General features: G+C 65.8%; 18 protein-coding genes and 2 tRNA genes. 11 read left to right on the forward strand and 9 right to left on the reverse strand.

The window, feature by feature from the left end; genetic code table 11:
* Nucleotides 1–20: 20 nt before the first annotated feature.
* Entirely contained in the window at nucleotides 21–2723 is a 2703-nt protein-coding gene (gene ppdK, locus SIDU_RS05595; protein WP_025771985.1) for a pyruvate, phosphate dikinase, read from the forward strand.
* Nucleotides 2724–2760: 37 nt separating this feature from the next.
* Here ppdK and SIDU_RS05600 read toward each other — a convergent pair whose 3' ends face one another.
* Complete coding sequence (locus SIDU_RS05600; protein ID WP_007685720.1) at nucleotides 2761–3261, reverse strand: hypothetical protein; 501 nt, start codon at nucleotides 3259–3261, stop codon at nucleotides 2761–2763.
* 139 nt (nucleotides 3262–3400) lie between these two features.
* Here SIDU_RS05600 and SIDU_RS05605 point away from each other — a divergent pair.
* Together SIDU_RS05605 and SIDU_RS05610 are read left to right on the forward strand one after the other, a co-directional pair.
* Nucleotides 3401–3477, forward strand: a tRNA-Arg gene (locus SIDU_RS05605).
* Nucleotides 3478–3621: 144 nt separating this feature from the next.
* Nucleotides 3622–3698 (forward strand) — tRNA-Arg (locus SIDU_RS05610).
* 28 nt (nucleotides 3699–3726) lie between these two features.
* On the opposite strand, the gene SIDU_RS05615 is transcribed toward SIDU_RS05610, so the two are convergent.
* Nucleotides 3727–4629, reverse strand: a complete 903-nt coding sequence (locus SIDU_RS05615; protein WP_261340740.1) for an endo alpha-1,4 polygalactosaminidase — start codon at nucleotides 4627–4629, stop codon at nucleotides 3727–3729.
* A gap of 566 nt (nucleotides 4630–5195) precedes the next feature.
* Between SIDU_RS05615 and SIDU_RS05620 the strand changes: the two genes are divergently transcribed.
* Genes SIDU_RS05620 through pelF form a run of 8 tightly spaced genes read left to right on the forward strand, consistent with a single transcriptional unit; the run spans nucleotide 5196 to nucleotide 18432 of the window.
* Nucleotides 5196–9491, forward strand: coding sequence for a cadherin domain-containing protein (locus tag SIDU_RS05620; protein WP_007685725.1), 4296 nt, complete (start codon nucleotides 5196–5198; stop codon nucleotides 9489–9491).
* Between the two features lie 16 nt (nucleotides 9492–9507).
* Nucleotides 9508–10917 (forward strand): exopolysaccharide Pel transporter PelG, encoded by a 1410-nt coding sequence (gene pelG, locus SIDU_RS05625; protein WP_007685727.1) that lies wholly within the window; start codon nucleotides 9508–9510, stop codon nucleotides 10915–10917.
* Nucleotides 10914–11777, forward strand: a complete 864-nt coding sequence (locus tag SIDU_RS05630) for an endo alpha-1,4 polygalactosaminidase (protein WP_025160735.1) — start codon at nucleotides 10914–10916, stop codon at nucleotides 11775–11777. The genes pelG and SIDU_RS05630 overlap by 4 nt, the downstream gene beginning before the upstream one ends.
* Entirely contained in the window at nucleotides 11774–13513 is a 1740-nt protein-coding gene (locus tag SIDU_RS05635) for a tetratricopeptide repeat protein (RefSeq protein ID WP_007685731.1), read from the forward strand. Before SIDU_RS05630 ends, SIDU_RS05635 begins: the two co-directional genes overlap by 4 nt.
* Entirely contained in the window at nucleotides 13510–15027 is a 1518-nt protein-coding gene (locus SIDU_RS05640; protein ID WP_007685734.1) for a hypothetical protein, read from the forward strand. The genes SIDU_RS05635 and SIDU_RS05640 overlap by 4 nt, the downstream gene beginning before the upstream one ends.
* Nucleotides 15027–15974, forward strand: a complete 948-nt coding sequence (locus SIDU_RS05645; RefSeq protein ID WP_007685736.1) for a hypothetical protein — start codon at nucleotides 15027–15029, stop codon at nucleotides 15972–15974. The genes SIDU_RS05640 and SIDU_RS05645 overlap by 1 nt, the downstream gene beginning before the upstream one ends.
* Entirely contained in the window at nucleotides 15971–16942 is a 972-nt protein-coding gene (locus SIDU_RS05650; protein ID WP_007685737.1) for a hypothetical protein, read from the forward strand. The genes SIDU_RS05645 and SIDU_RS05650 overlap by 4 nt, the downstream gene beginning before the upstream one ends.
* Nucleotides 16939–18432 (forward strand): GT4 family glycosyltransferase PelF, encoded by a 1494-nt coding sequence (gene pelF, locus SIDU_RS05655; RefSeq protein WP_007685738.1) that lies wholly within the window; start codon nucleotides 16939–16941, stop codon nucleotides 18430–18432. Before SIDU_RS05650 ends, pelF begins: the two co-directional genes overlap by 4 nt.
* 10 nt (nucleotides 18433–18442) lie before the next feature.
* On the opposite strand, the gene SIDU_RS05660 is transcribed toward pelF, so the two are convergent.
* The 7 genes from SIDU_RS05660 to SIDU_RS05690 form a co-directional block, all read right to left on the reverse strand.
* On the reverse strand, nucleotides 18443–19825 hold the full coding sequence (locus tag SIDU_RS05660; protein ID WP_007685739.1) for an HlyD family type I secretion periplasmic adaptor subunit: 1383 nt from the start codon (nucleotides 19823–19825) through the stop codon (nucleotides 18443–18445).
* The gene (locus tag SIDU_RS05665; protein ID WP_073507124.1) at nucleotides 19822–21543 is read right to left on the reverse strand and encodes a type I secretion system permease/ATPase; all 1722 of its coding nucleotides are present in this window, start codon (nucleotides 21541–21543) and stop codon (nucleotides 19822–19824) included. Before SIDU_RS05665 ends, SIDU_RS05660 begins: the two co-directional genes overlap by 4 nt.
* Before the next feature lie 187 nt (nucleotides 21544–21730).
* Nucleotides 21731–23182: a cobyric acid synthase gene (locus tag SIDU_RS05670; RefSeq protein WP_007685741.1), complete on the reverse strand. Its 1452-nt coding sequence runs from the start codon at nucleotides 23180–23182 to the stop codon at nucleotides 21731–21733.
* Nucleotides 23183–23221: 39 nt separating this feature from the next.
* Nucleotides 23222–23446: a hypothetical protein gene (locus SIDU_RS05675; protein ID WP_007685742.1), complete on the reverse strand. Its 225-nt coding sequence runs from the start codon at nucleotides 23444–23446 to the stop codon at nucleotides 23222–23224.
* A gap of 25 nt (nucleotides 23447–23471) precedes the next feature.
* A complete protein-coding gene (locus SIDU_RS05680) occupies nucleotides 23472–24731 on the reverse strand; it encodes an N-succinylarginine dihydrolase (RefSeq protein ID WP_007685743.1) in 1260 nt (419 codons plus the stop codon).
* Entirely contained in the window at nucleotides 24728–25747 is a 1020-nt protein-coding gene (locus SIDU_RS05685) for an arginine N-succinyltransferase (protein ID WP_007685744.1), read from the reverse strand. Before SIDU_RS05685 ends, SIDU_RS05680 begins: the two co-directional genes overlap by 4 nt.
* Complete coding sequence (locus SIDU_RS05690) at nucleotides 25744–26967, reverse strand: hydrolase (RefSeq protein ID WP_039980011.1); 1224 nt, start codon at nucleotides 26965–26967, stop codon at nucleotides 25744–25746. The genes SIDU_RS05685 and SIDU_RS05690 overlap by 4 nt, the downstream gene beginning before the upstream one ends.
* Nucleotides 26968–26996: the final 29 nt, after the last annotated feature.

Here is a 26996-nt window from a genome sequence, read left to right on the forward strand (position 1 = left end):
TCAGCAGGAGAGCCGCGATTATGTTGACAATGGAAGAGGCCAGCATGAGCACGACCGCGACCCGTTATGTCTATCGTTTCGGCGGCGGCGTCGATGATGGCGGCAAGGGCGACAAGAATCTCCTGGGCGGCAAGGGCGCCAATCTGGACGGCATGGCCGCCATCGGCCTGCCCGTGCCCCCCGGTTTCACCATCACGACGGAGATGTGCACCCGCTATTATACCGATGGCGGCGTCTATCCCGAAAGCCTGAAGGCGGAAGTCGCGAACGGCATCGCCCATATCGAGGGCGTCACCGGCAAGAAGTTCGGCGACAAGGCCGATCCGCTGCTGGTCTCCGTCCGTTCCGGCGCGCGCATTTCCATGCCCGGCATGATGGACACGGTCCTGAACCTCGGTCTGAACGACGAAACCGTGATCGGCCTCGCCGCCGCTTCGGGCGACGAGCGTTTCGCCTGGGACAGCTATCGCCGCTTCATCCAGATGTATTCGGACGTGGTGCTGGAACTCGACCATGGCGCGTTCGAGGAAGCGCTGGAAATCGCCAAGGAAGACCAGGGCTACACGCTCGACACGGAAATGACCGCCGACGACTGGAAGGCGCTCGTCACCGAATATAAAGGGCTAGTTTCAAAGCTTTGGAACAAGCCCTTCCCGCAGGATGTGAACGACCAGCTTTGGGGCGCGATCAGCGCCGTCTTCGGTAGCTGGCAGGCCGACCGCGCCAAGGTCTATCGCCGCCTGAACTCGATCCCGCACGATTGGGGCACTGCCGTCAACGTGCAGGCGATGGTGTTCGGCAATATGGGCGACACTTCGGCCACCGGCGTCGCCTTCACCCGCGACCCCGCGACCGGCGAGAATGCCTATTATGGCGAATATCTGATCAATGCCCAGGGCGAGGATGTGGTGGCGGGCATCCGCACGCCGCAATATCTGACCAAGGCCGCGCGCGAGCGGGCAGGGGCCAAGCCGCTGTCGATGGAAGAGGCGATGCCGGAAACCTATGCCGAACTGGCGCGGGTGTTCCAGATCCTCGAAACCCATTATCGCGACATGCAGGACATCGAATTCACGGTGCAGCAGGGCAAGCTCTGGATGCTCCAGACCCGTTCCGGCAAGCGCACCGCCAAGGCCGCTCTCAAGATCGCGGTCGACATGGCCCATGAAGGCCTGATCACGGAGGAAGAAGCCGTCGCCCGCGTCGATCCCGCTGCGCTCGACCAGCTTCTGCACCCCACGCTCGATCCCAAGGCGCCCCGCGACGTGCTGACCAAGGGCCTGCCCGCCTCGCCGGGCGCGGCTTCGGGCGCCATCGTGTTCGACGCCGACACCGCCGAACGCCGCAACGAACTGGGCGATTCCGTCATCCTCGTCCGCGTCGAGACCAGCCCCGAAGACATCCACGGCATGCACGCGGCCAAGGGCATCCTGACCGCGCGCGGCGGCATGACCAGCCACGCCGCCGTGGTGGCCCGCGGCATGGGCCGTCCCTGCGTCTCCGGCGCGGGCAGCCTGTCCATCGACAATAATGCCAGGACGCTGCGCATCGAAGGCCGCACGTTGAAGGAAGGCGACATCCTCACCATCGACGGTTCCACCGGCGAAGTGATGGCGGGTGAAGTCCCGACCGTGCAGCCCGAACTGGCGGGCGATTTCGGCACGCTGATGGCCTGGGCCGACAAGGTCCGCCGCCTCAAGGTCCGCGCCAACGCCGAAACCCCGCTCGACTGCCAGACCGCCCGCGATTTTGGCGCGGAAGGCGTGGGTCTCTGCCGCACCGAACATATGTTCTTCGACGCGGCCCGCATCACCGCCGTGCGGGAGATGATCCTGGCCGACAGCGAGAAGGGCCGCCGCGTCGCGCTCGAAAAGCTGCTGCCGGAACAGCGGGACGATTTCGCGCAGATCTTCATGGTGATGGCGGGCCTGCCCGTCACCATCCGCCTGCTCGATCCGCCGCTGCACGAATTCCTGCCCCATGGCGAAGCGGAGTTCGAGGAAGTGGCCAGGGCCGCGGGCGTCGGCGTGGAGGCGTTGAAGCGCCGCGCCGCCGAACTGCATGAATTCAACCCGATGCTGGGCCATCGCGGTTGCCGCCTAGGCGTCACCTACCCCGAAATCTACGAAATGCAGGCCCGCGCCATCTTCGAAGCCGCGCTGATCATCAAGCAGCGTTCGGGCGAAGCGCCGATCCCCGAAATCATGATCCCGCTCGTCGCCACGAAGAAGGAGCTGGAACTGATGAAGGCCATCGTCGACAGCGTGGCCAAGCAGGTGTTCGAGGAGCAGGGCGCGTCGGTCGACTATCTGGTCGGCACCATGATCGAACTGCCCCGCGCCGCATTGAAGGCAGGCGAAATCGCCGAAGTCGGCGAATTCTTCTCCTTCGGCACCAACGACCTGACGCAGACGACCATCGGCATCAGCCGGGACGACGCGGGCCGTTTCCTGACGCAATATGTGGACAAGGGCATCTTCGCCCGCGATCCCTTCGTCAGCATCGATGTGGAGGGCGTCGGCGAACTGATCGAACTCGCCGCCGAACGCGGCCGCGCCACCCGCCGCGGCATCAAGCTCGGCATTTGCGGCGAGCATGGCGGCGACCCGGCGTCCATCGCCTTTTGCGAGAAGACGGGCCTCGATTATGTATCGGCATCGCCCTATCGGGTGCCGATCGCTCGCCTTGCCGCGGCTCAGGCGGCGCTGGCGAACCGGAAATGACAGGGCAGGGGCGGGAGATCATCCCGCCCCTTTCTTTTCAGGCTTGCGTGGTGCGATGCTCGTAGAGCCGTGCATGCTCCTGGTCCTGGCGGGCATCCAGCAGGCGAGCCTGCTCCCGCCATTCCTCCCGCGAAATCACGCCGCGACGCAGGCCAAGTTGCGTTTCCAGCGCTGCCTCCTGCTCGGCGCCGATCGCCGTGATCTGGTCGTAGCGATGATAGCCCGCCTGGTTGAGCGCGATCTCATCCTGCGGAGTGATGCCCCGGATGCGGCTGAAATCGTCCCGCTCATGCGTGCTTCCGGCAGGGCCGTGCATGGCGGCGGGCCGTGGCGGAACCGAGTGACGCTCCAGTTCGGCGATCCGCTCCCGCGCGTCGGCCAGGCGCGCGTCCCGATCCTTGACCGCATGGGCGTGGGCAAGCTGCTCGTCACGCCAATAGCGCTTATATTTGCCGCGCCCGCTCAAAATGAGGCCCAGAAGTAGCCCGATCAGCAGCGCGATCACCAACAGCGCGATTTCATTTGGGGTGAAGGTCATCTCAGCATCCTTTCCTGCCCATCGAACGACCGGGACGAAACAAGGTTGCGGTTCGGCGCCTTCCAAGGGGCTGGCCGGCAAAAAAGTACAAAAAGGGCTTGCTCAAAAGCCTGGGCGCTTCTATCTGCGCCACTCCAACGCACCCGTAGCTCAGCTGGATAGAGCATCAGACTACGAATCTGAGGGTCGGACGTTCGAATCGTTCCGGGTGCGCCATTTCCCACAGTCCCGTTTTCATGTCCTCGCATAGGCGCGAAGTCGCTTGTCCGAGGGATGCGACCGGCGGCGGTTTTTAAATCAGGATAGTCCAGTTTAGGGGTTGCCAGACTGCCCGCCCCCTTCTATCTGCCCCTCCACCACGCACCCGTAGCTCAGCTGGATAGAGCATCAGACTACGAATCTGAGGGTCGGACGTTCGAATCGTTCCGGGTGCGCCATTTCCCTTAAATCGCTGCAAAACCAGCCTTAAGGAACGCATCGGTCCGGGGCGGGCCTGTCCAGATCCACGACGGTGATGATCGTGGAGACGGCAGCGTTGGCGGATATGCTGCACGTCCTTGCCCGGTCGAAGGTTCCGGCTGGCCATTCCTCCGGATATTCGGCGTTGAACGCGGGCTTGCCCGCCGCGACATAGGGCGCGCTGTCGGCGCAGAAATCGCCCAGCACGCATCCTTCGAACAATATGGCGTCGAACAGCGGCACGAGCTTCGCGGACGAACCGCCGGCGTTCTTCTGCACCGGCTTCAGCCCATAGCCGCGCGCCCGGGTGGAGAGGGCGGTCACATAGGCGATCATGTCCTGTTCCGTCAGGTCGAACCCTGTCGTCGCGGCGCCATCCTCGAACGCGTCCATCACGTCGAATTCGACATGGTCGAAACCCTTGTCCCGGCACATGCGTAGCCGGTCGTCCATAACCTGGATGAATTCGGGATAGCGGCGAATGTCGATGTAACGCTCGCCCGCGAAGCCGGGATAGCTGTTGCCCAATAGTCCCGATATGGCCGAGAGGCTGGCATAGTCGGGCCGGTTGCTTTCCGCCGATCCGACATCGAGATAGCAGATCGTCCTGGTTCCGCGGGATTTGGCCAGCGCCACATAAGCGGCAGCCGTGTCGAACCCGTCGACATCGAGATAGGCGACGGCGGGCGGCGTCGCGGGCAGGCCCTGGTTCTGCAATATCCAGTCCCAACTGAAAAGCGTTGCAGGGGCCGGGGCGGGCGTGGGGGAGGGGCTGGGCGAGGGCGTCGGAGCCGGCGTCGGGGCGGGGGTCGGCGTGCCGTCATCTCCACCGCCTCCGCACCCGGCCAGCATGAGCGTGGCGGCGGCGATAAGGCCGATCGAGGATAGCTTTTCGCGTGCCCGAAACACAATCACGGTCCCTTCTTGCGGAACGTCGATCCTGAATCAGTAAACCGCCACCCGGCGGGACGGGCGGTCGAGGCGGGAGGTCTTATAAAGTAAAATGAGAAATGCCGGGATATAGCGGTGGGTATAATCCATCCGCTATACTTAACTAGTATACATCCTTAATTGATAGACTATTTGACCATAACGGAAATTTTTTATGCCGATATTTGTTCATTGAAGTTGACATTGGAACATGCCTGACCGCAAATTAACCATGGGTAAAACTTCAAAAAACCGAGTCGCCCCAGATAGATGCGTGGTGTGACTGTAGCCCTGAGCGGATCGCCGGCCTTGGGAGCCGCAGCGGGCATATCAGAAGATGATTTTTATACCCTGACGCAGCCTCATCGACGCGGATAATGGCTGGGAAACCCAGAACGGCATATTTTGTCTTCAATGCCGGGCATGAGCGCTGCGCTCTATTGTCCGTTTCGCATACGCGTCCGGTTTTTATTGACGAAAACCAAAAGATATTGGGTCGCAAACCTGTGAAATGATTTCGACATTCATAAGTTTAGGGGTTTGCCATGACCTATGGCCACAGCGTCACCATCGACGGCTCTTTGGATGACTGGTTCGCGACCGACCGGATCGACGACAACAGCGCCCCCGGCTACCAGGTCTATGCGACCCTGGACAATGACGCCTTCGTCTTCGCCCTGACCGCGCCCGTTGCCATAGGCGCGGACACCACCGTCTGGCTGAACACGGACGGCAAGACGTCCACCGGCTACCAGATATTCGGCTTCGCGGGCGGCGCGGAATATAATGTCAATTTCGCGGCCGACGGAACGGTGAACCTCTACACCGGCGGGGCAGGCGAAACGCTGGTGCTCGCTGGCCTGCAGGCGGCCTGGTCGGCGGACCGCACCACGGTCGAATTCCGCCTGCCGACCGCCGCGGTGGGCAATCCGGCGGCGATGTACAGCTATTACGACATCAACAACCTGTCCAACAGCTTCATGCCGTCCAATTATCAGTCCGCCCCGTTCACGGTCTTCAACCAGACGAGCGCGACCCAGGCCCCGGACATGCGGATCGGCATCGTCTTCTCCCAGACGACCGCCGATGCCTATTTCAGCCCGACCGCCTATTCGCAGCTTTTCATGTCGGTCCAGGCGCAGGCGATCCAGGCCGGCATCCCCTTCGACATATTGACGGAGGCCGATCTTACCGATCTCAACAAGCTGTCCCATTACGACGCGCTGGTCTTCCCCTCCTTCCGCAACGTCCCCGTCGACAAGGTGGAGGCGATTTCCCACACGCTGGAAATGGCCAGCAAGCAACTGGGCATCGGCCTGATCACGGCGGGCGAATTCATGACCAACCAGCCGCATGTGCCGGGCGGCGCGATCGGCGGCGATCCGCTGCCGGGCGATCCCTATGCCCAGATGAAGCTGCTGTTCGACGCCACCCGCGTCACCGGCGGCACCGGCAACGTGGTGGTGACCGCGACGGACCCGACCGGCCTCGTCCTCGACCATTATGCCAATGGGCAGCAGGTGAACAGCTATAGCGGCGTCGGCTGGAACGCCTTTGCCAGCGTCAGCGGCACCGGGCACCAGATTGCCACCGAAACCATCGACGGCGGATCGGCCTATGCCGCCGCCCTCGCGACGCAGACCGGCGCGGCGCGCAACGTCCTCTTCTCCAGCGAAGGCGTCATGGCCGACGCCAACATGCTGCAACAAGCGATCAGCTATGCGGCCAACGGCACCGGCCTGTCGGTCGGCCTGCATTTGTCGCGCGAATCCGGCATCGTCGCCGCTCGCGTTGACATGGATCAGAGCCAGGAACTGGAGGACGTCAACCCTCCCGGCAGCACGCCGGGCATCTACGACAAGCTGCTGCCCATCCTGACCCAATGGAAGGCGGACTATAATTTCGTCGGCAGCTTCTACCTGAATGTCGGCAACGGGACCAACGGCACCGGGACCGACTGGGCGGTGTCGCTGCCCTATTACAAGGCGCTTCTCGACCTGGGCAACGAACTGGGCACGCACAGCCTGACGCATCCGGAAAACACCAACCTGCTCAGCGCTTCGCAGATCCAGACCGAATTCCAGAACAGCATCGCGATCCTGAACCAGCAGATCAGCGCTTATCTCAATCAGCCGTTCCAGATCACCGGCGGCGCCGTGCCGGGCGCGCCGGAATCCCTGCCGGTCTCGCAGGAGATCATGAAATATGTGTCGGATTATCTGACCGGCGGCTATGCGGCGCAGGGCGCGGGCTATCCCAACGCCTTCGGCTATCTGACGCCCGCCGACCAGAGCAAGATCTATTTCGCGCCCAACACATCCTTCGACTACACCTTCATCGAATTTCAGAAGAAGACCGTGGCCGAAGCGACCGCGCTCTGGATCGGCGAATTCGACAAGCTGGTCGCCAATGCGGGAACGCCCGTCATCGTCTGGCCCTGGCACGACTATGGCGCGGCGGATTTCCTGTCGGGCAGCCCGACGGTGGACAGCCCCTATGATATTTCGCTGTTCACAAGCTGGATTCAGCATGCGGTGGCGGCGAACATGGAATTCGTCACGCTGGACGATCTGGCGGCGCGCATGACGGCGGTGAAGAACGCCACGATCACCACGACCGTGGCGGGCAACAGCATCACCGCCAGCGTCGGCGGCGCCAATGTCGGCAACCTGTCGCTGGATGTCGAGCGCCAGGGCGCGCTGGTCATCCAGAATGTAACCGGCTGGTACGCCTATGACAGCGACAGCGTCTTCCTGCCCCAGAGCGGGGGCACCTTCAAGATCACTCTGGGAGCAGCGGCGGACGACGTGACGCACATCACCGACCTGCCGATGCGGGCCGTGCTGCTGAGCGTCGCCGGTGATGGCCATAACCTCGCCTTTTCGATCCAGGGAGAGGGGAAGGTCGTCATCGACATCGCCAATCCGGGCACGGACGGGATCGTCGTCACCGGGGCGGCGGGATATAGCCAGGTCGGGGAGATCGTGACGGTCGACCTGGGCGGCTATGGCCTGCACAACGTCATGCTGGAATATAAGAATCCGCCGGTGATCGTCTCCAATGGCGGCGGCCCCACGGCGACGCTTTCCATGGGGGAGAACGGCACGGCCGTGACAACCGTGGTCGCGACCGATGCGGACGTAGGGACGGTGATCGGCTATTCCATCTCCGGCGGAGCGGACGCCGCGAAATTCAGGATCGACGGCGCGACGGGAGCGCTGGCCTTCCTCAGCGCGCCGAATTTCGAAGCGGCCGGCGATGTCGGGACGGACAATGTCTATGACGTCATCGTCCGCGCATCCGACGGCACGCTGTACGACGATCAGGCGATCGCGGTCACGATCACCAATGTGAACGAAGCGCCGGTCATCACCTCGAACGGCGGCGGGGCTTCGGCGGCGGTCTCCGTCGCCGAAAACCTGACGGCCGTGACGACCGTGACCGCGATGGATCCCGATGCGGGCGCGGTGCTGGCCTATTCGATCGTCGGCGGCCCGGATCGCGCGCTGTTCTCGATCGATCCTTCGACCGGCGCGCTCGCTTTCCTCAGCCCGCCCAATTACGACCTGCCGGGCGATGCGAACGGAAACAATGTCTACAGCCTGACCGTGCGAGTGTCCGACGGCGCGCTGTTCGACGATCAGGCCATCAACGTCACTGTCACCAATGTGAACGAGCAGGCGCCGGTGATCACCTCCGGCGGCGGCGGCGACACGGCTGCCATCTCGGTTTCCAGCGGCACGCGGACTGTGATGAAGGTTACGGCTGTCGATCCTGATGCCAACACGACGCTGGCCTATTCCATCGCGGGCGGCGTGGATGCTGGCAAGTTCACGATCAACGCTTCCACAGGGCAACTCAACTTCGTGAGCACGCCCAATTATCTGCTGCCGACGGACGCGGGCAGGGACAATGTCTATGACGTCATCGTCCGCGCGTCGGACGGAACGTTTCATGACGAGCAGGCCATCGCCGTCACCGTGACCATCCTCAACGCCCCGCCGATCATCATCTCCAACGGCGGCGGCGCATCCGCCACCATCCGCATGACCGAAAACGGCACGGCCGTGACGAAGGTCACGGCGACGGACGTCAACCTGGGTCAGTCAATCACCTATTCGCTGGGATCGGCCGTGGACGGCGCGCTCTTTTCCATCGATCCCCAGAGCGGCGTCCTCTCCTTCAAGAGCGCCCCGGATTTCGAGGCGCCGGCCGATTCCAACCTGGACAATCGCTATCAGGTCCAGGTGCTGGCGACGGACAGCCTGGGGGCTCAGGATTTCCAGAACCTGACCGTCGTGGTCAACAATGTCTCCGGCCTGTCGCTGACGGCGGCCAGCGGCGGTTCGACGCTGATCGGCCAGGGGGAGGAAGACACGCTGAGGGGCGCGGGCGGCAACGACACGCTGATCGGCAATGGCGGGTCCGATACGCTGAACGGCGCGGGCGGCAATGACAATATCGATGGCGGCGCGGGCGCCGACCGCATCACGGGAGGAGCGGGCGCGGACATATTGACGGGCGGCGCCGATGCCGACCTGTTCATCTACAATGCAACGGGCAACAGCACGCTCGCGGTCATGGACCGCATCATGGATTTCCAGCAGGGGATCGACCGGATCGACCTGTCCGGGATCGACGCCCTCTCCGCGCTGTCGGGAAACCAGGCCTTCAGCTTCATCGGCAATGCAGCCTTTTCAGGGGCGGGCCAGCTCCATGTCTATACCAACGGTACGGACAGCTTTGTCGAGGCGAATGTCGACAATAATCCGGCGACGGTGGATTTCGCGATCAGGCTGATCGGGGTGCACAACCTGACCGCGAGCGATTTCCTGCTTTAGCGACGGGGCCGGGGGAATGGCTGGCATCGGCTTCAGATTGGACCGGATAGCCCGGGAAGAGGGATTGGGCGGGATCGCCAACGCCGCCTTTCACGGGGCCGTGGTCAGTTCCGGGCCGTGGTTGATGACCGCCCTCGCGGTCTTCCTGCTACAGGGTTGGACGCGGTCCGCCATGGCTCCCGCCGATCATGCGATCATCCAGACCAGCCTGGTCTATGCCTTCGGCGTATCGACGGTGATCACGGCACCATTGGCGATGATCGCGACCCGCATGGCGTCGGATCGCTTCTATCTGGGGGAACGCGACGCCATCCCCGCCATCCTGCTCGCGGCGCTGGTGTGGGCGACGCTGGCCTCGCAGATCGCCGGCGGCCTGCTGTTTGGCCTGGCCGGAAGATTGCGGCCGGACCTGTTCCTGCTCGCGACCGCCATTCTGACGCTGTTCTCGCAAATCTGGATCGCCAGTCCCTTCCTACACGCGACATGGCGGCATCGGCCGATCTTCCTGGCCTATTTTTGCGGCATCGCGATGGTGACCCTGTGCCTGGTGCTGTTCCGCCCGACCGCGCCGGCCGCTGTCCTTGCATCCATCGCGGCGGGCCTGACCGTGACGCTGGCGCTGCTGATCGCCGCGATACGGGATGATTTTCCCAACAGCCCCGACTGGCGGACGGACTGGATCGGCCGGACGCCCGGCGTGCTGGCGCTGGGCGCGGCGGGGCTGGCCAATGCGCTGGCGATCTGGATCGACAAATGGCTGCTCTGGTGGGCGCCGGGCAGCGTCCAGGCCGTGGGGGCGCTGCGCGTCAATCCGGTCAACGACCAGGCCAGCTTCCTCGGCCTGCTCACGATGATCCCCGGCCTGACGCTGATCCTGGTCACGACGGAGACGCGGTTCGACCGCGCCTTCGCGGCGCTGATGGGCCATTGCATGGGCACCGCCAATCGCCGCCGGATCGAAAAGGCGCGGCGGAAGGTCGGCCGGACGATCCGGCTGGACCTGCGGCTGCTGATGGTGGAGCAGGCGATCCTCGCCGGCTTCTGCTGGGTTCTGGCGCCGGAGATCATCCGCCTGCTGGACATGAACGCGCGCGGCATATTCGGTTTCCGGCTGACGGCGGTTGGCGTGGTCTTCCACCTCGTCGCGATCCAGATGAGCATCATCCTGTCCTATTACGACCTTGCCGGCCGGATCGTGGCGGTCTGGGGCAGCTTCCTGCTGGCGAGCGCGGCGGGCACGCTGCTGTTTCGCGACAGCGGCTTCGCCGGCTTCGGCTTCGGCTATCTGGCGGGCGCGGTCACGGCGGCCTCGCTGGCCGTCGCGCTGGTGGCGGAGGCGACGGGCAGGCTCACCTATCTGCTTTTCGTCGGCAATAATCCGGCGGTGGTCGGCAATAGCGGCCTGTGGGCGAGGTTCTGGCCATGAGCGTCCTTCCCTTCCGCCGCCGCGATCTGCTGGCGCTGTCGCTGATGGTGTTCGGCCTTTCGGCCCGCGCTCTGCCCGAAATCGGCGCGGCCGATGGCTGGGGCGTGGATTATGGCGAGGCGACCGACCCCGCCGTGGCCCGCCGTTTCGGCCTTCTGGTGCTGGAGCCGGACTTCGCCCGCCCGCTCGCCCCGCTGCGCGGTCCCGGCAGCCGGTTGCTGGGCTATATCAGCCTGGGGGAGGTCCATGCCGGTCGCCCCTTCATCGCCGAACTGGAAAAGGCGGGCGCGCTGCGGCAGGCCAATCCGAACTGGCCGAAGGCGCGGCTCGTCGACCTGCGCGATCCCGCCTGGACCGGCCTGGTGATCGAACGCCTGATCCCCGCCATATTGCGCAAGGGCTATGACGGCATCTTCATGGACACGCTGGACAATGCGGAGGCGTTGGAGCGGCAGGATGCCGAGCGGAACAAGGGCATGGTGGCCGGCGCCGCGCGGCTGGTGCAGGCCATTCGCGCGCGCTTCCCCGACATGGCGATCATGATGAACCGGGGCTATGCCCTGCTGCCGCAGGTTGCCGGTCGGATCGACATCGTGCTGGCGGAGGCCATGGCGTCGCGCTGGAACTTCGCGGAGGGGCGCTATGAGATGACCTCAGCCGAAGACTGGCAATGGCAGGCGAACCATCTGTTCGCGGCCAGGCGGATCAATCCCCGCCTGGGGCTCGCCACGCTCGATTATTGGGATATGCGGGACACGGCCACTGTCGCCAGCCTCTATGCGCGGGAACGCGCCGCCGGATTCCAGCCCTATGTGTCCACCCTGGCCCTCGACCGGCTCATAGCGGAACCCCTGTCATGAAGATCGAAGCGCTGCGCAATCCGAACATGGCGTTCGTCGGACCGATCGCGGGGGGCGGGCTGCTGATCGCCGCCGCGGTGCTGCTGATGCCCAGCCACTGGCAGATCGCCGATGCGATCCGACGGGCGACATTCGCGCCGCCGCCGGTCGCCATGCCCTTGCCTCCACCGGGCACGGCCATTCTGATGCAGCGCTTCGCGCAAGGGAAAAGCCTTTCTCCTCCCGACCTCCAACGGCTGTTGAACGCTTCCGTGGCGACGGCCGACGCAAAGGTTCTGGGACGGCTTGCGGACGCCCTGGCGCGGGGCGGTGCGCCGGTTTCGAGCGCGCGGCTGACCTATGACATCATGGCGGGCGGACGTCCGGAGGTCGCGCTCGCCTTCCTGGAAGGCCGGCCGGACCGCGCTGCCCCGGCCCATTGGCGCCTGCGCTTCGACCTGCATCGCAAGGTCGGGGATGCGCAGGGCGCGGCCGACCTGGCGCGGGCGGCGGCGATGAACCCCGGAACCGCCCCGGCGAAAGATCTGGTCGAGGCCAGCTATGCGCTCGGCCAGCCGGACCTGCTGATCCTGGCGGCGGAACATGGCGCCATGGCGCCGCTTGACCCCGCCCGGTCGCTCGATCTGGCATCCTGGGCGAATGCGGCGGGACGCTATGACCTCATTGCCCGGATCGATCGGTCCGGGACGCCGCGCTGGCGGGAGCGGAACCCCTGGCTCGCCATGACCCTGGCGCAGCGGTCCGGCGACATCCGTTCGGCGCTCCGCTATGCCGCCATGCTGCCGACGGGGCGCGACGCGGCCCGCGAAAGCATCGTCATCGCATCCGGAAACAGGGATGCGGTGCGGCGATGGTTGCTTGATCGGGCGGCCGAGCCAGGCGCAGACCGTCCCGCCATCGCGCAACGCCTGCTGGAAGGGGGATTCCGATCGGATTCCATCGCCCTGCTTCGGCAGCAATCGGCCGCCGGGAACGACGCCGTTTCCGATGCGCGCATGCTGTACCTGATGGGGCCGCGCCCTGTCGCGCAGGACTTGGCCTGGCTGAAGGCGCGGGCATCGGCCGATCCGACATGGGTGCAGCCCTATGTCGAACGCGCGCGGCCTGCGGAGGCGCTGGCCTTTCTGGAGGCGGCCGGGAATGCGGACAGCAACGACATTCTGGTTCAGCGCATCGCACTGGCCAATGCGGCACGCGACAGGGCGGCGGCTGCGCGGGCGCTCGACCGGCTGCTCGACGGCCGTCCCCTTTCCGCCGCGCAGTTGAAGGCGGCCGCCGCTGCCCGCGTTCCGCCGGAGCGGGCGGCTTATTATGATCTGGCGCTTGCGAACGCCCGTATCGCCAATGGCGCGGCTGAGCCGTCGGATCGCCTTCGCCTCGCCTGGGACGGCTGGAACAGGGGCGATGCGCGAGAGGCCGCCGGCCAGTTGCAGGTCTATCTTCGCGAACGCCCCGACGACAGGGTGGCGTTGAGCCTGATGGCCGATGCGCAGGCGAAGCTGAAGGGGGAAGCCGGGGCTCGCCCCTGGATCGAAAGATCGCTGGCCCTCGCGCCGCCGCTTTCGGTGGAACGGGCGGAACTGCTGGGTCGGCTTGGTCGGGCGGCGGAGGCAACGGCCATTGTCGAAGCGCTGCGCCGCGCCGCGCCCGCCGACCGCAAGCTCGACATCATGCTGGCCCGCCTGCTCATAGCGGCGGGCGATCCAGGGCGCGCGCGCAAGGTGCTGCGGCCATGACGCCGCTGGCCGCCTTGCTGCTGATGGGTCCGCCGCCGCTCATGGTCGCGGCATTGCCGCCCGACACGGACGTGACGGCGTCGGACGCAAGGACGGTCGACCTGCAATGGAGCGGGGACGTGCATATCGAACTGGAAGACAGCGGCCATGAACTGGTCGTCCGGTTCGACCGCCCGATTGCCGATGCAGCGCTCAAGGATTTCGCCGCCGCCGCCGGTCCCGACCTGGCGGATCTGCGCTGGAATGACGACAGCCTGGTTCTGCGCGCCGCTGCGGGGCGGAAGCTGGAGGCGGTGGCGGACAAGCGCGTGCTGCATGTCCGTTTCCTGCCCGATGGAGAGGCGACGCCTGCCCCGGCCATCGCAGGCGAACCGCAAAGGGCGGATTTGGACGTCGAACTTGCCATCGCCCGGGCGCAGGCGGATGCCGCCGCCGGCTATCCCGGCCTGGCGCGGCGGCGGCTTGCCCCGCTGGCGGCGGCATATCCGGGCGACAGGCGCATACAGCGCCTGCTGGGCGACATGGAGGTTGCGGAGGGTGCGCTGGCCCTTGGCGCGGCGCGCTATCGCAACCTCGCCGCGGACGACCCCTTTGCCCGGCAGGCGCTGGCGGAATCGGGCGGCAATGTCGCGGCGGCGGTGACGGCGCGCGGCGGCAAGGTCTTCTGGCAGGCAGAGGCGGGCCTCAACGCCATGGCGCCGTTGGACAGCCGCCTCTCTTTGGGCGCGGGCATCCGCTGGTTCCGCTCGGAAGCGGATACCGTCTATGGCGCCGAGGGCATTCTGGCCAATCGCACGTCCCGCTCGACCGTGGGGGATCTGTTCGCGACCGTCAATCTGGGCGCGGTGTCCCGGATCGAGCTTCAGGGCAGTGCCCAATTGGACGAAAAGGTCGCGGGCGCGGGACTCCGGCTGTTCGCCGGGCCGCCCGAAAGGCAGGGGAGGCTGGTCCTCGCCTATCGCCTGCCGGACCTTGCCACGCCGGAACAGTCGACCTTCGGCGGGCATATCAGCCGCGCAGGGATTGGCGGGACGATCCGCCTGACGCCCGAACTGGCGGTGCAGGCGGATGGAGGCTGGAACGGCTATGGATTGACCGGCACCGGCGTCCGGACGCGCAGCGTCACCGTGGCGGGCGGTCTCGATTACCTGCTCCGCCGCGGATCGCCGTCGCTGGCGGTCAGTTACCGGCTGGATGCGGAATATGTCGGCCGCAGGACGCTGCGGCCCAATGGCCTTTCCTATATCCCCCTCAGCGACAGGGAAAATCACAGCTTCCAACTGTCGTCCGGCATGTCCTGGACCCGTTGGCAGATCAGCGGCGCGGCGGGCTGGACCTTCGACCGGAAGGGCAAGACCGACGGACCCACGGCGAACGTCAGCGCCACGGGGCGGCTGAGCGACGGCTGGCGCCTCCAGGCGAGCGGCGGGATCAGCTCGATCAGCCGGCCGGGCATTTCGGGCCGCCAACTTTATCTGCGCGTGGCGCTCACTCGCTATCTCGGGAGGCACTGATGCTGAAGAAGCGGCCCATGCTGCTGCAATGCGCGGAAATGCTGCTCCTCTTCGCCGCGCTGGTGGCGGTCGACCAGGGATTGATGAAGGGCGACGCCTTTTCCGATCTGAACCCCAATCCCTATTGGCTGCCGGTGCTGGTCATGGCGACGACCTATGGCACCGGATCGGGACTGGCCGCGGCCGCCATCGCCTCCGCGATCTGGTTCCACTGGTCGAACCTGTGGTCGGGCGCGACCGACCATATCGAGCAGCAATTGCGCCTTTCCATCCAGCCGATGCTGTGGATGGTGACGGCCCTGGTGACCGGGGAGGTGACGGCCAGCCGCAGGAACCGCCTGGCGGACCAGGAGCGGCAGCATCAGGCGATGGACCGCAACTGGAAGAAGCTGGCGGAAATCATCGCCCGGCTCACCGACACCAACCGCAAGCTCCAGGTCCGGATCGCGACCGAGCAGCGCACGATCGTCCAGGCCATGGCGGCCGGGCTGGCCGTTTCGAAAGCCGATCCGGAAAGTCAGGCCGACGCGCTCGCCCACCTGATCGCGCTCGCCGCGCAGACGGAGGATTTCACCTTCTACGACGTGCGCGGCGCGCAGGTGACGGCGCGCTTCGGCGGCCGGGCGGCCATGGGCCAGCCCCCGGACCTGTCGCGCTCTCCGATGGCGCAGGCGATGCTGGCCACGCCACGGCCGTTGCGGGCGGATCGCGCCGCCGACTGTCCGCTGTTGTCGGAGAGCGGCATTCTGGCCGTGCCGGTCGCGGGTACGGATGAAGGACTGGCGGCCATCATCCTTGTCCACAGCGCCGTCGGAATCAGGATCACGGAGGCCTATGTTGCGCAACTGCTGCAGGTCGCGGATCTGCTGGGCCAATCCCCGGCGCTGTTCGGCCGCGAACAGGCATCTGCGACGAAATGGCTGGTGCCTGAAGGAAAGGTGGCTTGATCGTCCTGCTCATCCTGTTCTCGGCCGTCGACCTGCTTCTGCTCCTTGGCGCGCTGTGGATGGGGCAGGGGAGCGGCTACTGGTTCGCGCCCGTCCATCTCGCGCTCTCCTGCGCCGCCCTGCTGGTTGCGATGAAGCGGCTCGCGGGGCCAGAGCGATTTCCAAGCGATCGGAGCCGATCGCTGATCAAGAAATCGCGGAAGACAAGGAATCCAGAGCGGCAATCGGATTCAATCAGATCGAAACCCGCTCTGGGCGTGCTTCAGCGCTTTGCCCTGCCGGTCGGGGCAGCCATCGGGCCGGCGGGCATGCTGGGCTGCCTGATGCTGGCGCCGCTCGCCCGGAGATCAGGCCGGAAGAGGCAGATCGCCTATCGGAATGTCCGCACCGGCAAGCGGCGGAAGGTCGGCGAAATGTCCCCGGTCGAGCGGTTGGGCCGGATACTCGACGATCGCGTGCGCTATCCGGAAAGCGACGAGATCGGCTCGCTCGCCACCATGCTCCGCTACGGCAATCTCCAGGCGCGCTATCGGGCGCTGGAAACCGCGGTGATCTCCTTCGAGCCGCGACTGTCCCCCCTGATCGTCATGGCCTTGTCCGACGAGGATCAGACCATCCGGGCGCTCGCCGCCGCCGCCGCCGCGCAGGTCAGCTACAATCTGGCGCAGCAGCGCGGCGAATTGCAGGCGAGGATCGCGCCCTCCCAGCATCTCGACGATCGCTATGCCCTTGCCATGCTGCTGGCCGATCATGGCTGCTTCAACCAGTTGCTCCCCCAGGGGCAGCGGCTTCGGCTCTGTCAGGAGGCCAACCGGAAGCTGGAGGAGATTGCCGGCCTGCTGAAAGCCGGGGACATAAGGCGCCGCGCCTTGCAGGCGGCGCGCGCCCAGTTGAGGCGCGCCATGGAACGCCATCAGCCGGGCCAGGCGCGGTCCGCGCCCCTGGCCGGCGTGGAGCCGGCGACATGATGTCCGACGGGCAGGAAAGCGACATATGCCTGATCGTCGAAGGCGCCTATCCGTTCGTCGTCGGCGGCGTTTCCAGTTGGCTTCAGGATCTGATCCTCGCCATGCCCGATCTGCGATTTTCGCTCGTCGCCATAAAGGCGGGCAATGGCGCGCAACCCTGGCGCATGGCGCCGCCGTCCAATGTCGTCGAGGTGGTGGAAATCCCGCTGCTGATCGAACCCTGCCTGCCGCGTCGCTATCCGGCGTCGCAGATGAAGCGGATCGGCCGGCTGCTGCTCGCCTTCCTGTCGACAGGCGGCAGGGACGACCTGATCCGTCTGAGGAAGGCGCTGGAGGGATTGAGGCCGGCGCCCGGCGCGGGCGATCTCCTCTCCAATCCGGAGATATTCGACCTCTTCACCCATTATTACGACACGGCTTTCCGCTCGGCCTCCTTCCATCATTTCTTCTGGGCGATGCGGGTGCTTCTGGGCGGGCTGCTCAAGATGCTGCTCGCGCCCTTGCCGAAGGCGCGGGTCTATCACACCATCTCCACCGGCTTTGCGGGCCTGCTGGCTGCGCGGGCCGCGCATGAGACCGGCCATCCCGCCTTCATCACCGAACATGGCATCTACATGCTGGAACGGCAGATAGAGATCATGATGGCCGACTGGATCGGGGACCAGATCGAAACCGGGCTGACGCTGGACCGGGAAGGGCATGACCTGCGCGACCTGTGGCTGGCGGTCTTCCAGACCTATACTCGCGCCTGTTACGACGCGTGCGACCCGATCATCGCGCTTTACGGCGCCAACAACCAGACGCAGCGCCGCCTGGGCGCCCGTCAGGAACGGTTGCGCGTCATTCCCAACGGCATCGATGCGGAGCGCTTCGCATCGATGGAGCGAGCCTGCGATCCCGCCCGGCCGCTGGTGGCGCTGATCGGCCGGGTCGTGCCGATCAAGGACATCAAGACCTTCATCAGGGCGGCCGCGCTGGTCCTGGCGGACATGCCGGAAGTCCGCTTCGCCATATTGGGTCCGCTGGACGAGGACCCCGACTATGCCGCCGATTGCGAAGCGCTGGTCGCCGAACTGGGCATCGGCAATGCGGTGCAGTTCGCCGGGCGGGTCGATGTCGCGCAATGGCTGCCCCGGATCGACCTGATCGTCCTCACCAGCCTGTCGGAAGCGCAGCCGCTCGTCATATTGGAAGGGGGCGCGTGCGGCGTGCCGGTGGTCGCCCCCGATGTCGGCAGTTGCCGGGAAATGATAGAGGGACGGACGCCCACCGTCGACCGGCCGGGCGGCATCGTCACCGAACTGGTCAATCCGGAAGGGACGGCGGCGGCGATCCAGCACCTGCTGAGATCGCCTTCCCTGCGCCGCGCCATGGGCGAAGCGCTGCGCGAGCGCGTTGTGCGGGATTATGATCGCGGCGCCATCATCGCCGAATATCGCCGGATATATGAGGCGCTCGGAGCGCGGGTCCGCTTTTCCGAACTGCAATGACCGCTTGGGATCAATGCTCCCTGAAGGACAGCCAGAGCGACTGGGTCAGCGGCTCCAGCGCATATTGCAGCGCCGTCCGCCGCCGCAGCGGCACCAGAAGCTGCACCGGCATGCCCGCCTTCAGGCTGAAATCCTCGCCCCTCACATCCCTGATCCTGGCCAGTTCCCTTGGCGGCACGATCATCTCCGCGGTGTAGAAGGACATGCCTGTCTTCTCGTCCTGGAAGCTGTCCGCCGACAGCCGGCTGATCCGCCCGTCCATGATCGGCAGGTCGCGCTCATGCAGGCTGCTGAACTTGATCTGCGCCCGCTGCCCCACCTTCAGGTCGTCAATGTCCTCGGGCGAAATCCGCGCCTCTATGACCAGGCCCGCCCGGTCGGGGACGATGTCCATCAGCTTCTGCCCGGCGGCGATGACGCCGCCCACGGTGAAGACGTTGAGGCCGACGATGGTGCCGGCGGCGGGCGCCCGGATTTGCAGCCGGGCAAGCTGATCCTTGGCGGCCCGATATTTGGGCAGCACTTCGTTGAGCGAGAATTCGACGTCGCGCAGTTCCGACGCGGCCCGTTCCCTATAGGCCTTTTCCGCTTCCAGCGCCTTCAGCCGATTTTCGCCCGCTTCGGCGCCGGACCGGGCGATGCTGGCGGAAAATTGCCCTGCCTGCCCATGAAGGTCGGCCCTGGCGCGTTCCAGGGCCCTGATCCGGGATTTGGAGACGAACCCTTTTTCCGCCACGCCGCGCAGGCTCTCCAGCTCCTCCCCGATCAGCCGGGCCTGTTCCGAAGAGGCCGCCAGCTGCGAACGATAACCGCGCGTCGTCTGCTGCACCTGATTGGCCTGCTCGCGCAGCACCCCGGTCTGCGCCGCCAGCACGGAGGACCGCGCATCGAACTGGGTCTGTTGCAGGCGGATCGCTTCCCGCGCATCATCCTGTTCCTGCCCATCAAGGGCAGCGAATTCGGCAGGCCATTCGACATGGCTCGCGCCCGATTGCTCGGCTATCAGCCTTGCCCGCTGCGCCTTCAGCTCGATATATTGCGCGCCATACATTCGCGCCTGCGCCCGCACCTCGGCGTCGGCCAATTCCATCAGCGGCTGGCCCTGGCCGACATGCTGGCCTTCCTTGACGAAGATCGCGCCCACCACGCCGCCGTCGCGATGCTGCACCGACTGCCGCTGGCCCGCCACGGTGAGCCGCCCCGGCGCATAGGCGGCCGCGTCGAGCCGTGCAAAGGCCGCCCAGCCGAGGAACAGGACGAAGAACAGCACAGCGACGATCGTGCCGGCACGCATGTCGCGCTCAGGACGGTCGTCGATGATCTCCGCGCCGCGGCCGGCGGGATAGTGAAGGTCGACCGCTCCGGTCGCGTCCCTGATCTGAATGTCCTTCATGGCGCCTGCCCCTCCGCCGTCTGGGGAGTGGGCCGTTCTTCCGAGCGGATCGCCTTCAGCCGGCCCAGCACGTCGTCGCGCCCGCCAAAGGCTTCCATCCTTCCTTCGCGCATCACCATGATCTTGTCGACCACGCCCAATATCCCCATGCGATGGGCGACGATGATGACGGATGCGTTCCTCTTCTTGAGGTCGGCCAGGGTTGCGACCAGCCGCACCTCTCCCTCCGCGTCGAGATGCGCGTTGGGCTCGTCCAGGAAGACCAGCGGCGGCGCGCCATAGAGCGCCCGCGCCAGGCCAACGCGCTGCGCCTGCCCGGCGGAAAGGCCGCGCCCGCCCCAATCTAGCATCAGATTATATCCGCCCGGGAGCTGCTGGATCATGTCATGCGCGCCGCTCAGCCGGGCGGCTTCGATGACGGCATCGTCGATCGCTTCCTCATCGTCCGACAGGTAATTGCCGAAACGGGCGATATTCTCCTTGATGGTCCCCGCGAACAACGAGGTGTCTTGCGGCAGATAGCCGACGAAGCCCGCCAGCCGTTCCGAATCCCAGTCCTGCATGTCCGCGCCGTCATAGCGGATCGATCCGCGCAACGGCCGCGCCGCGCCGGACAGCATGCGCAGCAGCGTGGATTTGCCCGCGCCGCTGGGTCCGACGATGGCGATGACTTCGCCCGGCTCCACCGTGAAGTTGACGTCGGCAAGGACCGGCCTTTCCTGGCCCTGATTGAAACAGGTCACATGCTCGACCGCGATATGGCCTTTAGGCGCAGGCAGGCGGGTGAGGGCGATGTCCGCGTCCCTCGCGGCCAGCAGGTCGTTGAGCGTCGCATAGCTCGCCCGCGCGTGGACGACGCTGCGCCACGCGCCCAGCAACTGGTCGATCGGCGCCAGCGCCCGGCCGACGAGGAAGGAGGAGGCGAAGATCGCGCCCGCCGAAATCTGGTTGTTGACCGCCAGCCACGCGCCCAGCCCCAGCGCCAGCGATTGCAGGGCGAGACGGATGAACTTGCTGATGGCGACATAATGGCCGCCCGCGAAGCTGGCGCCGGCCTGAAGGTTCAGCATCATCCTGCGTTCGAGCAGGTGACGCCGCACCAGCGCATTGCGCATGCCCAGGGCGCGGATCACCTCCGCGCCTGCGATGGTCTGTTCCTGGCTGACATAGGCCTTGTTCGCGGCGTCATTGGCCTGCTTGAGCGGCGCGTTCGTCCGCCGTTCGTTGCAGAGCGCGATGAAGAGGAGCGCGCCCCCGCCGACCACCGCCATGGCCGCGATAGCCGGGTGGATCAGGAAGCAGACCAGGACATAGATGGGGCTCCAGGGAAAATCGAAGATCGAGAGGATGGTCGGCCCGGTCAACGCCTGGCGCAGGGCGTCGAATTCCCGCAGGATCTGCTTGTTCATCGCTTCGCCCGTCGAACCCCGTCCGCTCAGCGCCGTGTCGAGCAGCAGTCCCGAAAGCTGCCGGTCGAAGCGGATGCTGGCCCGCACCAGCAGGCGGGATCGCACCTGCTCCAGCAACGCGAGCGTGCCGATCGCGAAAATGATGATGACGGTCAGGAAGAACAGGGTAAGCCTGCCCTGTCCCGTCACGACGCGATCATAGATTTGCAGCATGTAGAGAACGGGTCCGATATAAAGGACGTTCATCAATGCGCTGAATATCAAGGAAGAAAGAAAGTGGCGCCTGCATGATGACAGGGCGGCCTTCATCGGAGCGGATGGTTTATGAAGGTCACGCAACATAAGTTCCGCCCCGCCCCATGTCGCGCTATGCCATCAGCGCTATGTCCTGCGTTTTCTTATACTATCCCGCTGATTTTCGGTAAATATAACCAACAGCATAGAGGTGCGCATACGCCCCTCCGACGGCACCGCCTGTCGGCCCGGCCCAGCCGCGTCAGGCAGTGGCGATCCGGATCAGCCCATCCATGTCGACATGATCCTCCAATTGCATCGCGATCTGGTCCAGAGCGTCATCCACCGAAGCCTGATAGTCGCCCGACGTGGCTTCATGCCCCAGCCGCGCCAGAAGGGCGGCGCGCAGCGCGGTGCTGGCGAACAGGCCGTGGACATAGGTTCCCATCACCATGCCGTCCCTGCTCGATGCGCCATCCGGACGGCCGCCCTCCAGCATTGCGAAGGGGCGCGAGCAATCCGGACCGTCCGTCCGGCCGACATGCATCTCATAGCCCGAAAAGGGCTGCCCCAGCGCCGTTCCGCCGGTCCTTTCCAACGTCTTGGCTGATGTCAGCCGTGTTTCGACATCCAGCAGGCCAAGCCCCTCGACCCCGCCCGGCGGGCCCTCCATACCGTCTGGATCGTCTATCCTGCGGCCCAGCATCTGATATCCGCCGCATATGCCCAATATCGGCCGCCCGCGCCGGCGGTGGGCGCGAATGTCGATGTCCCATCCCTGATCGCGCACCGCCTGCAGGTCCGCGATGGTCGCCTTGGAACCCGGCAGGATGATGAGCGCGGCCTCCGCGGGAATGGGCTGGCCCGGCGGCACCAGCATGACCTTCACTCCCGGCTCCAGCTTCAGCGGGTCCAGATCGTCGAAATTGGCGATCCGGGGCAGGATGGGGCAGGCGATCAGCAGCTTTTCGCCCGGGCCGCCCCGCCTGCGTTCCAGCACCACGGCATCCTCGCTGGGCAGGCGACTGGCCTGACCGAGCCAGGGGATCACGCCAAAGCCCCTCCAGCCCGTCAATCGCTCGATATGGCGATAGCCGTCCTCGAACAGGGCGGGATCGCCCCGGAACTTGTTGATCAGGAAGCCCTGGATCATCGCCGCGTCGGCCGGGTCGATCACCGCCTTCGTCCCGGCGACGGCCGCGATCACGCCGCCCCGGTCGATGTCGCCCACCAATATCACCGGCACGCCGGCGGCCCGCGCAAAGCCCATATTGGCGATGTCGCCTGCCCGCAGATTGACCTCGGCCGGCGATCCCGCGCCCTCCACCACCACGATGTCGCATTGCGCCTGCAACCGGCGGTAGCTGGCCAGCACCGCCTCCAGCAATTCGCCCCGCGCCGAGCGGAAATTGCCGCTGCCGAGCTTGCCCCGCACCTGGCCATGGACGACAAGCTGCGACGTGCGGTCGGCCTGCGGCTTCAGCAGGACAGGGTTCATGTCCGTATGCGGCTCGACGCCCGCCGCAATCGCCTGCAGCGCCTGCGCCCGCCCGATCTCTCCGCCGTCGGCGGTGACGGCGGCATTGTTGGACATATTCTGCGGCTTGAACGGGCGGACGCTATATCCCCTGCGGACCAGGGCGCGGCAAATCCCGGCCACCAGCAGGGATTTGCCGACGTCCGATCCCGTTCCCTGAAGCATGATGGCAGCCATGACGCGCTCCTGCATGGCGCGGAGGGCCGATACAAGTGTTTAGAAGGAAAAGGCGCTGCGCCGCATTTCCACGGCGTCCAGGATCATGCCGCCCGCGATGAAGACGCTGCCCGTGCAGACCAGCGCCAGCAAATGGCCGCCGGTGCCGGGATATTGGTGCATGTAGACGATGCCGCGCTCGGTCGCGCCAAGCGCCAGGGCGTAGATCACCAAAAACGCCTCGAACTTCGTCTTGATGGTGAAGAGGCGCCTGATCCGTTCCATCGAGTCCCATCCGGCTTGACTGCCGTCAGGGAATTAAATCGCCCGAAAGTTGCAAATGGTCAACAAGCGTTAACCATGATTGTTCGATGCGCGCGATCAGCCGGGTATCGGCCAGATCGTCCGGCGCTATGGCTTCGGGCCAATAATTTCGGACGATGTCGGCAATGCCGTCCAGCTTCGCCTCGTCCACCAGGAAGCGCGGATCGATATGGGCAGGGTCGGCCACCACGCGCAGCCGCAGGCAGGCGGGACCGCCGCCATTGGCCATGGACTGGCGCACGTCGACGGGCACCAGCTTCCGGATCGGGCCGTTGCCCGCGACCATCTTTTCCAGCCAGGACCATATGCCGGGCATGTCCCGCGCCTCTGTCGGCAGGACCAGCGCCATAATGCCATCCGGCAAGGTCACGAGCTGGGCGTTGAAGATATAGCTGCGGATCGCGTCGGACAGGCTGATGGCGCTGGCGGGAACCTCGACGATCTCCACCGACGGCAGCCTGGTGCGCAGATCGGCGTAGAAGCGCTCCTTGTCGGCAAAGGCCTGTTCATGGGTGAAAAGCACGCGCTCATTGGCGACGGCGACCACGTCATTGTGGAAGGCGCCTGCTGCGATCGCTTCCTCCGACTGCATGACGAACAGCGTGCGATCCGGGTCAAGCCGGTGCAGTCGGGCGACGGCCTTGCTCGCCTCGACATGCTGGCGGGCGGGGAAGGGGCCGCCCGACTGGCCGTAGACGAACACCTCGACGCCCGCCTCGCCATGATGATCGCACAGGCGCATATGATTGGCCGCGCCCTCATCGCCAAAGGGGGCGGGAATGGGGCCATGCACGGCAAAGGCGGTGCGGTCGGAAAAGGCGAGGCGCAATTGGGCGAGCGTCTGCGGCCATTCATGGCTGCGATGCGCCATGGTGACGAGATTGGCGACGGTCAGATGCGTGCGCCTGTCCGCCGTGTCGGGCGCGGGCGAGACGGTCGCTGCATTGGCCGCCCACATGGAGGAGGCCGACATGGCCGCCGCGCGGATATGCGCCTCCGCATTGCCGACATCGGTGCCGAGCGCCGCCAGCCACGCTCCGTCGGGCCGCCATTGGGGCAGGAACAGCCCCTGCGCCAGTCCCAGGCGCAGGTTGGACCGCATCTTCTCGATCCCCTGCAACGCCGCCGCCCTGGGGTGGGATATGGCGCCCGCATTGCGCGCCGAGGCCAGATTGCCCAGGCTGAGGCCCGCATAATTGTGGCTGGGGCCGATCAGGCCGTCGAAATTGATCTCCCTCGCGGTCATGCCCGTTCCGCCATGGTGAATGTCTGTCCCGGCTCCAGCCCCAGCAATTGCGCCGAGGCCCGGTCGAGCGAGACGCCGCCATCCTCCCGCTCGATCGCAAAGGCATAGGTGCAGCGGAAATCGGCGAGCCGCCCGGTGGTCACCAGCATCTTGTCTCCGCCCTTCTCGTGCACGGCGCCCAGCACCGCGTCGGACGAATGGGCGATGGTGCGCAGCGCATCGATCTGCCCCACCATCGTCGGGCCGCCGTCGAATATGTCGACATAGCCGGGATTGGTGAAGCCCTCCGTCTCCAGCATGCGCATCGCGGCGCGGCCATTGGGATGGGGCATGCCGATGACGCTGCGGGCGCTGTCGGTCAGCATGGCGGTGTAGATCGGCGTCTTGGGCATCAGGTCGGCGATAAACTGATTGCCGTTCACCGCATTGAACTCGTCCGCTTCCTGAAAGCTCATGCCGAAGAAGCGTCCGGCAAGGCCGTCCCAGAAGGGGGAACCGCCCGCCTCGTCGATCACGCCGCGCAGTTCCGCGATAATCCGCTCCCCGAAGCGGGCGCGATGGTTGCGGATGTAGAGATAGCGGCTGCGCGCCAGCAGCAGGCCCAGCCCCTCCGCGCGTTCGCGGGGATGCAGGAACAGGCCGCCGACTTCCGTCGACCCCTCCAGATCGGTGACCAGAGAGAGCATCTCCGCCCGGAAGGTGCGCGAAAGCTCCCGGCTATGCTGGGTGAGAACGCCCAGCCGATAGGAATAGAAGGGCCAGTTTTGCCCGACCTTGCTGAAAATCTGGCAGGTGCCGCGAACCTGACCCGTCTGGGCGTTTTCCAGCACCATGACGATCAGTTCGTCCTCGACCCCTTCGCCTTGCCGGGCCAGCGCCTGCTCCGTCCGCTCCAGCTTGGCGGCCAGCGACTTCCGGTCCGGCGGCAGGTTGGTGAACCCGCCCCCGGTCAGCTTCGCCATTTCATAAAGGGTCTGCAAATCGCCGGCGCGCGCGGTGCGCATGAAGAAACTCACGCCTTCATCCCCTTCGTGAAACGCCCTTCGGCCATGCGGAGCAGCGCCAGGGCCGACAATTGCGCCCGTTCGGCCAGGCTGTCGACGACCAGATATTCCAGATCGCTGTGGATATTGCCGCCCCGCACGCCCATTGTGTCGACCACGGGCACGCCGCAGGCCGCGATGTTGTTGCCGTCGCACACCCCGCCGGTATCCCGCCAGGCGATGGAAAGGCCCAGATCCGCGCCGCATTGCCGCACGAACCCGAACAACGCTTCCGCCCGCGCATCCATCGGCTTGGGCGGGCGGCCGAAGCCGCCATGCCGGTGGAGCGTCACCTCATGCTCCTGCGCGACCCGCGCCATGGCGTCCTTCAGCAGCTCGTCCGCCGCCTGCTCGTCGGCGGGGGTCTTCGGCCGGAAATTGACGTGCAGGACGGCGTGATCCGGCACGACATTATTGGGGCCGCCGCCCTCGATCCGCGAAGGATTGCAGGAAAAGCCGCCGCCGCTCGCCGCCTTCAGCCGCAGCGCGAGGTCCGCCGCCGCCAGCAGCGCGTTGCGGCCGTCCTGCGGATTGCGCCCGGCATGCGCGCTCCGTCCGGTGACGATGACGGCGAAATTGCCGCTGCCGGCGCGGGCGCCCGCCAGCGTACCGTCGGGCAGCGCCGGTTCATAGGTGAAGGCCGCGATCTTGCCCATCGCGACTTGCCTGAACAGCGCCGCGGAGGAGGGGCTGCCGATCTCCTCATCGCTGTTGATGATGACGTCATAGCCCAGCCGCCTTGCGTTCGGTGCGGTTTCCAGGGCGCGCAGGGCCGCCAGCATGACGGCCAGCCCGCCCTTCATGTCCGCGACGCCCGGTCCGTTCAGCGTTGCCGGATCGATCCATCCCAGCGCCTGAAAGCCGTGGTCGGCCGGGAAGACCGTATCCATATGGCCGGTGAGCAGGATCTGCACCGGAGCCTCCGGCCTGACCGATAGGCGCAGGTGGCTGCCATGCGCGACCATTGCCAGATGCCCGTCCGGCCGGACCGTCTCGACCGGCGCGGGATCGACAAGGGACATCGCGCCCGGCAGGCCGGCAAAGGCGTCCGCAAGCATGGCGGCCATGGCGGCAAGACCGGGAAGATTGCGCGACCCGCTGTTAAGCGCCGCCCATTTTTCAGTCTGGGCGAGCATGGGCGCGTCTGCGGCGCTTTCCATGACGCTCCGTTCGAACGACGAAATGCCTCTCATCCTGGCGACCCTATCAGAGCGGAAGGCGC

This window comes from Sphingobium indicum B90A (genome assembly GCF_000264945.2).
Classification (GTDB): Bacteria; Pseudomonadota; Alphaproteobacteria; order Sphingomonadales; family Sphingomonadaceae; genus Sphingobium; species Sphingobium indicum.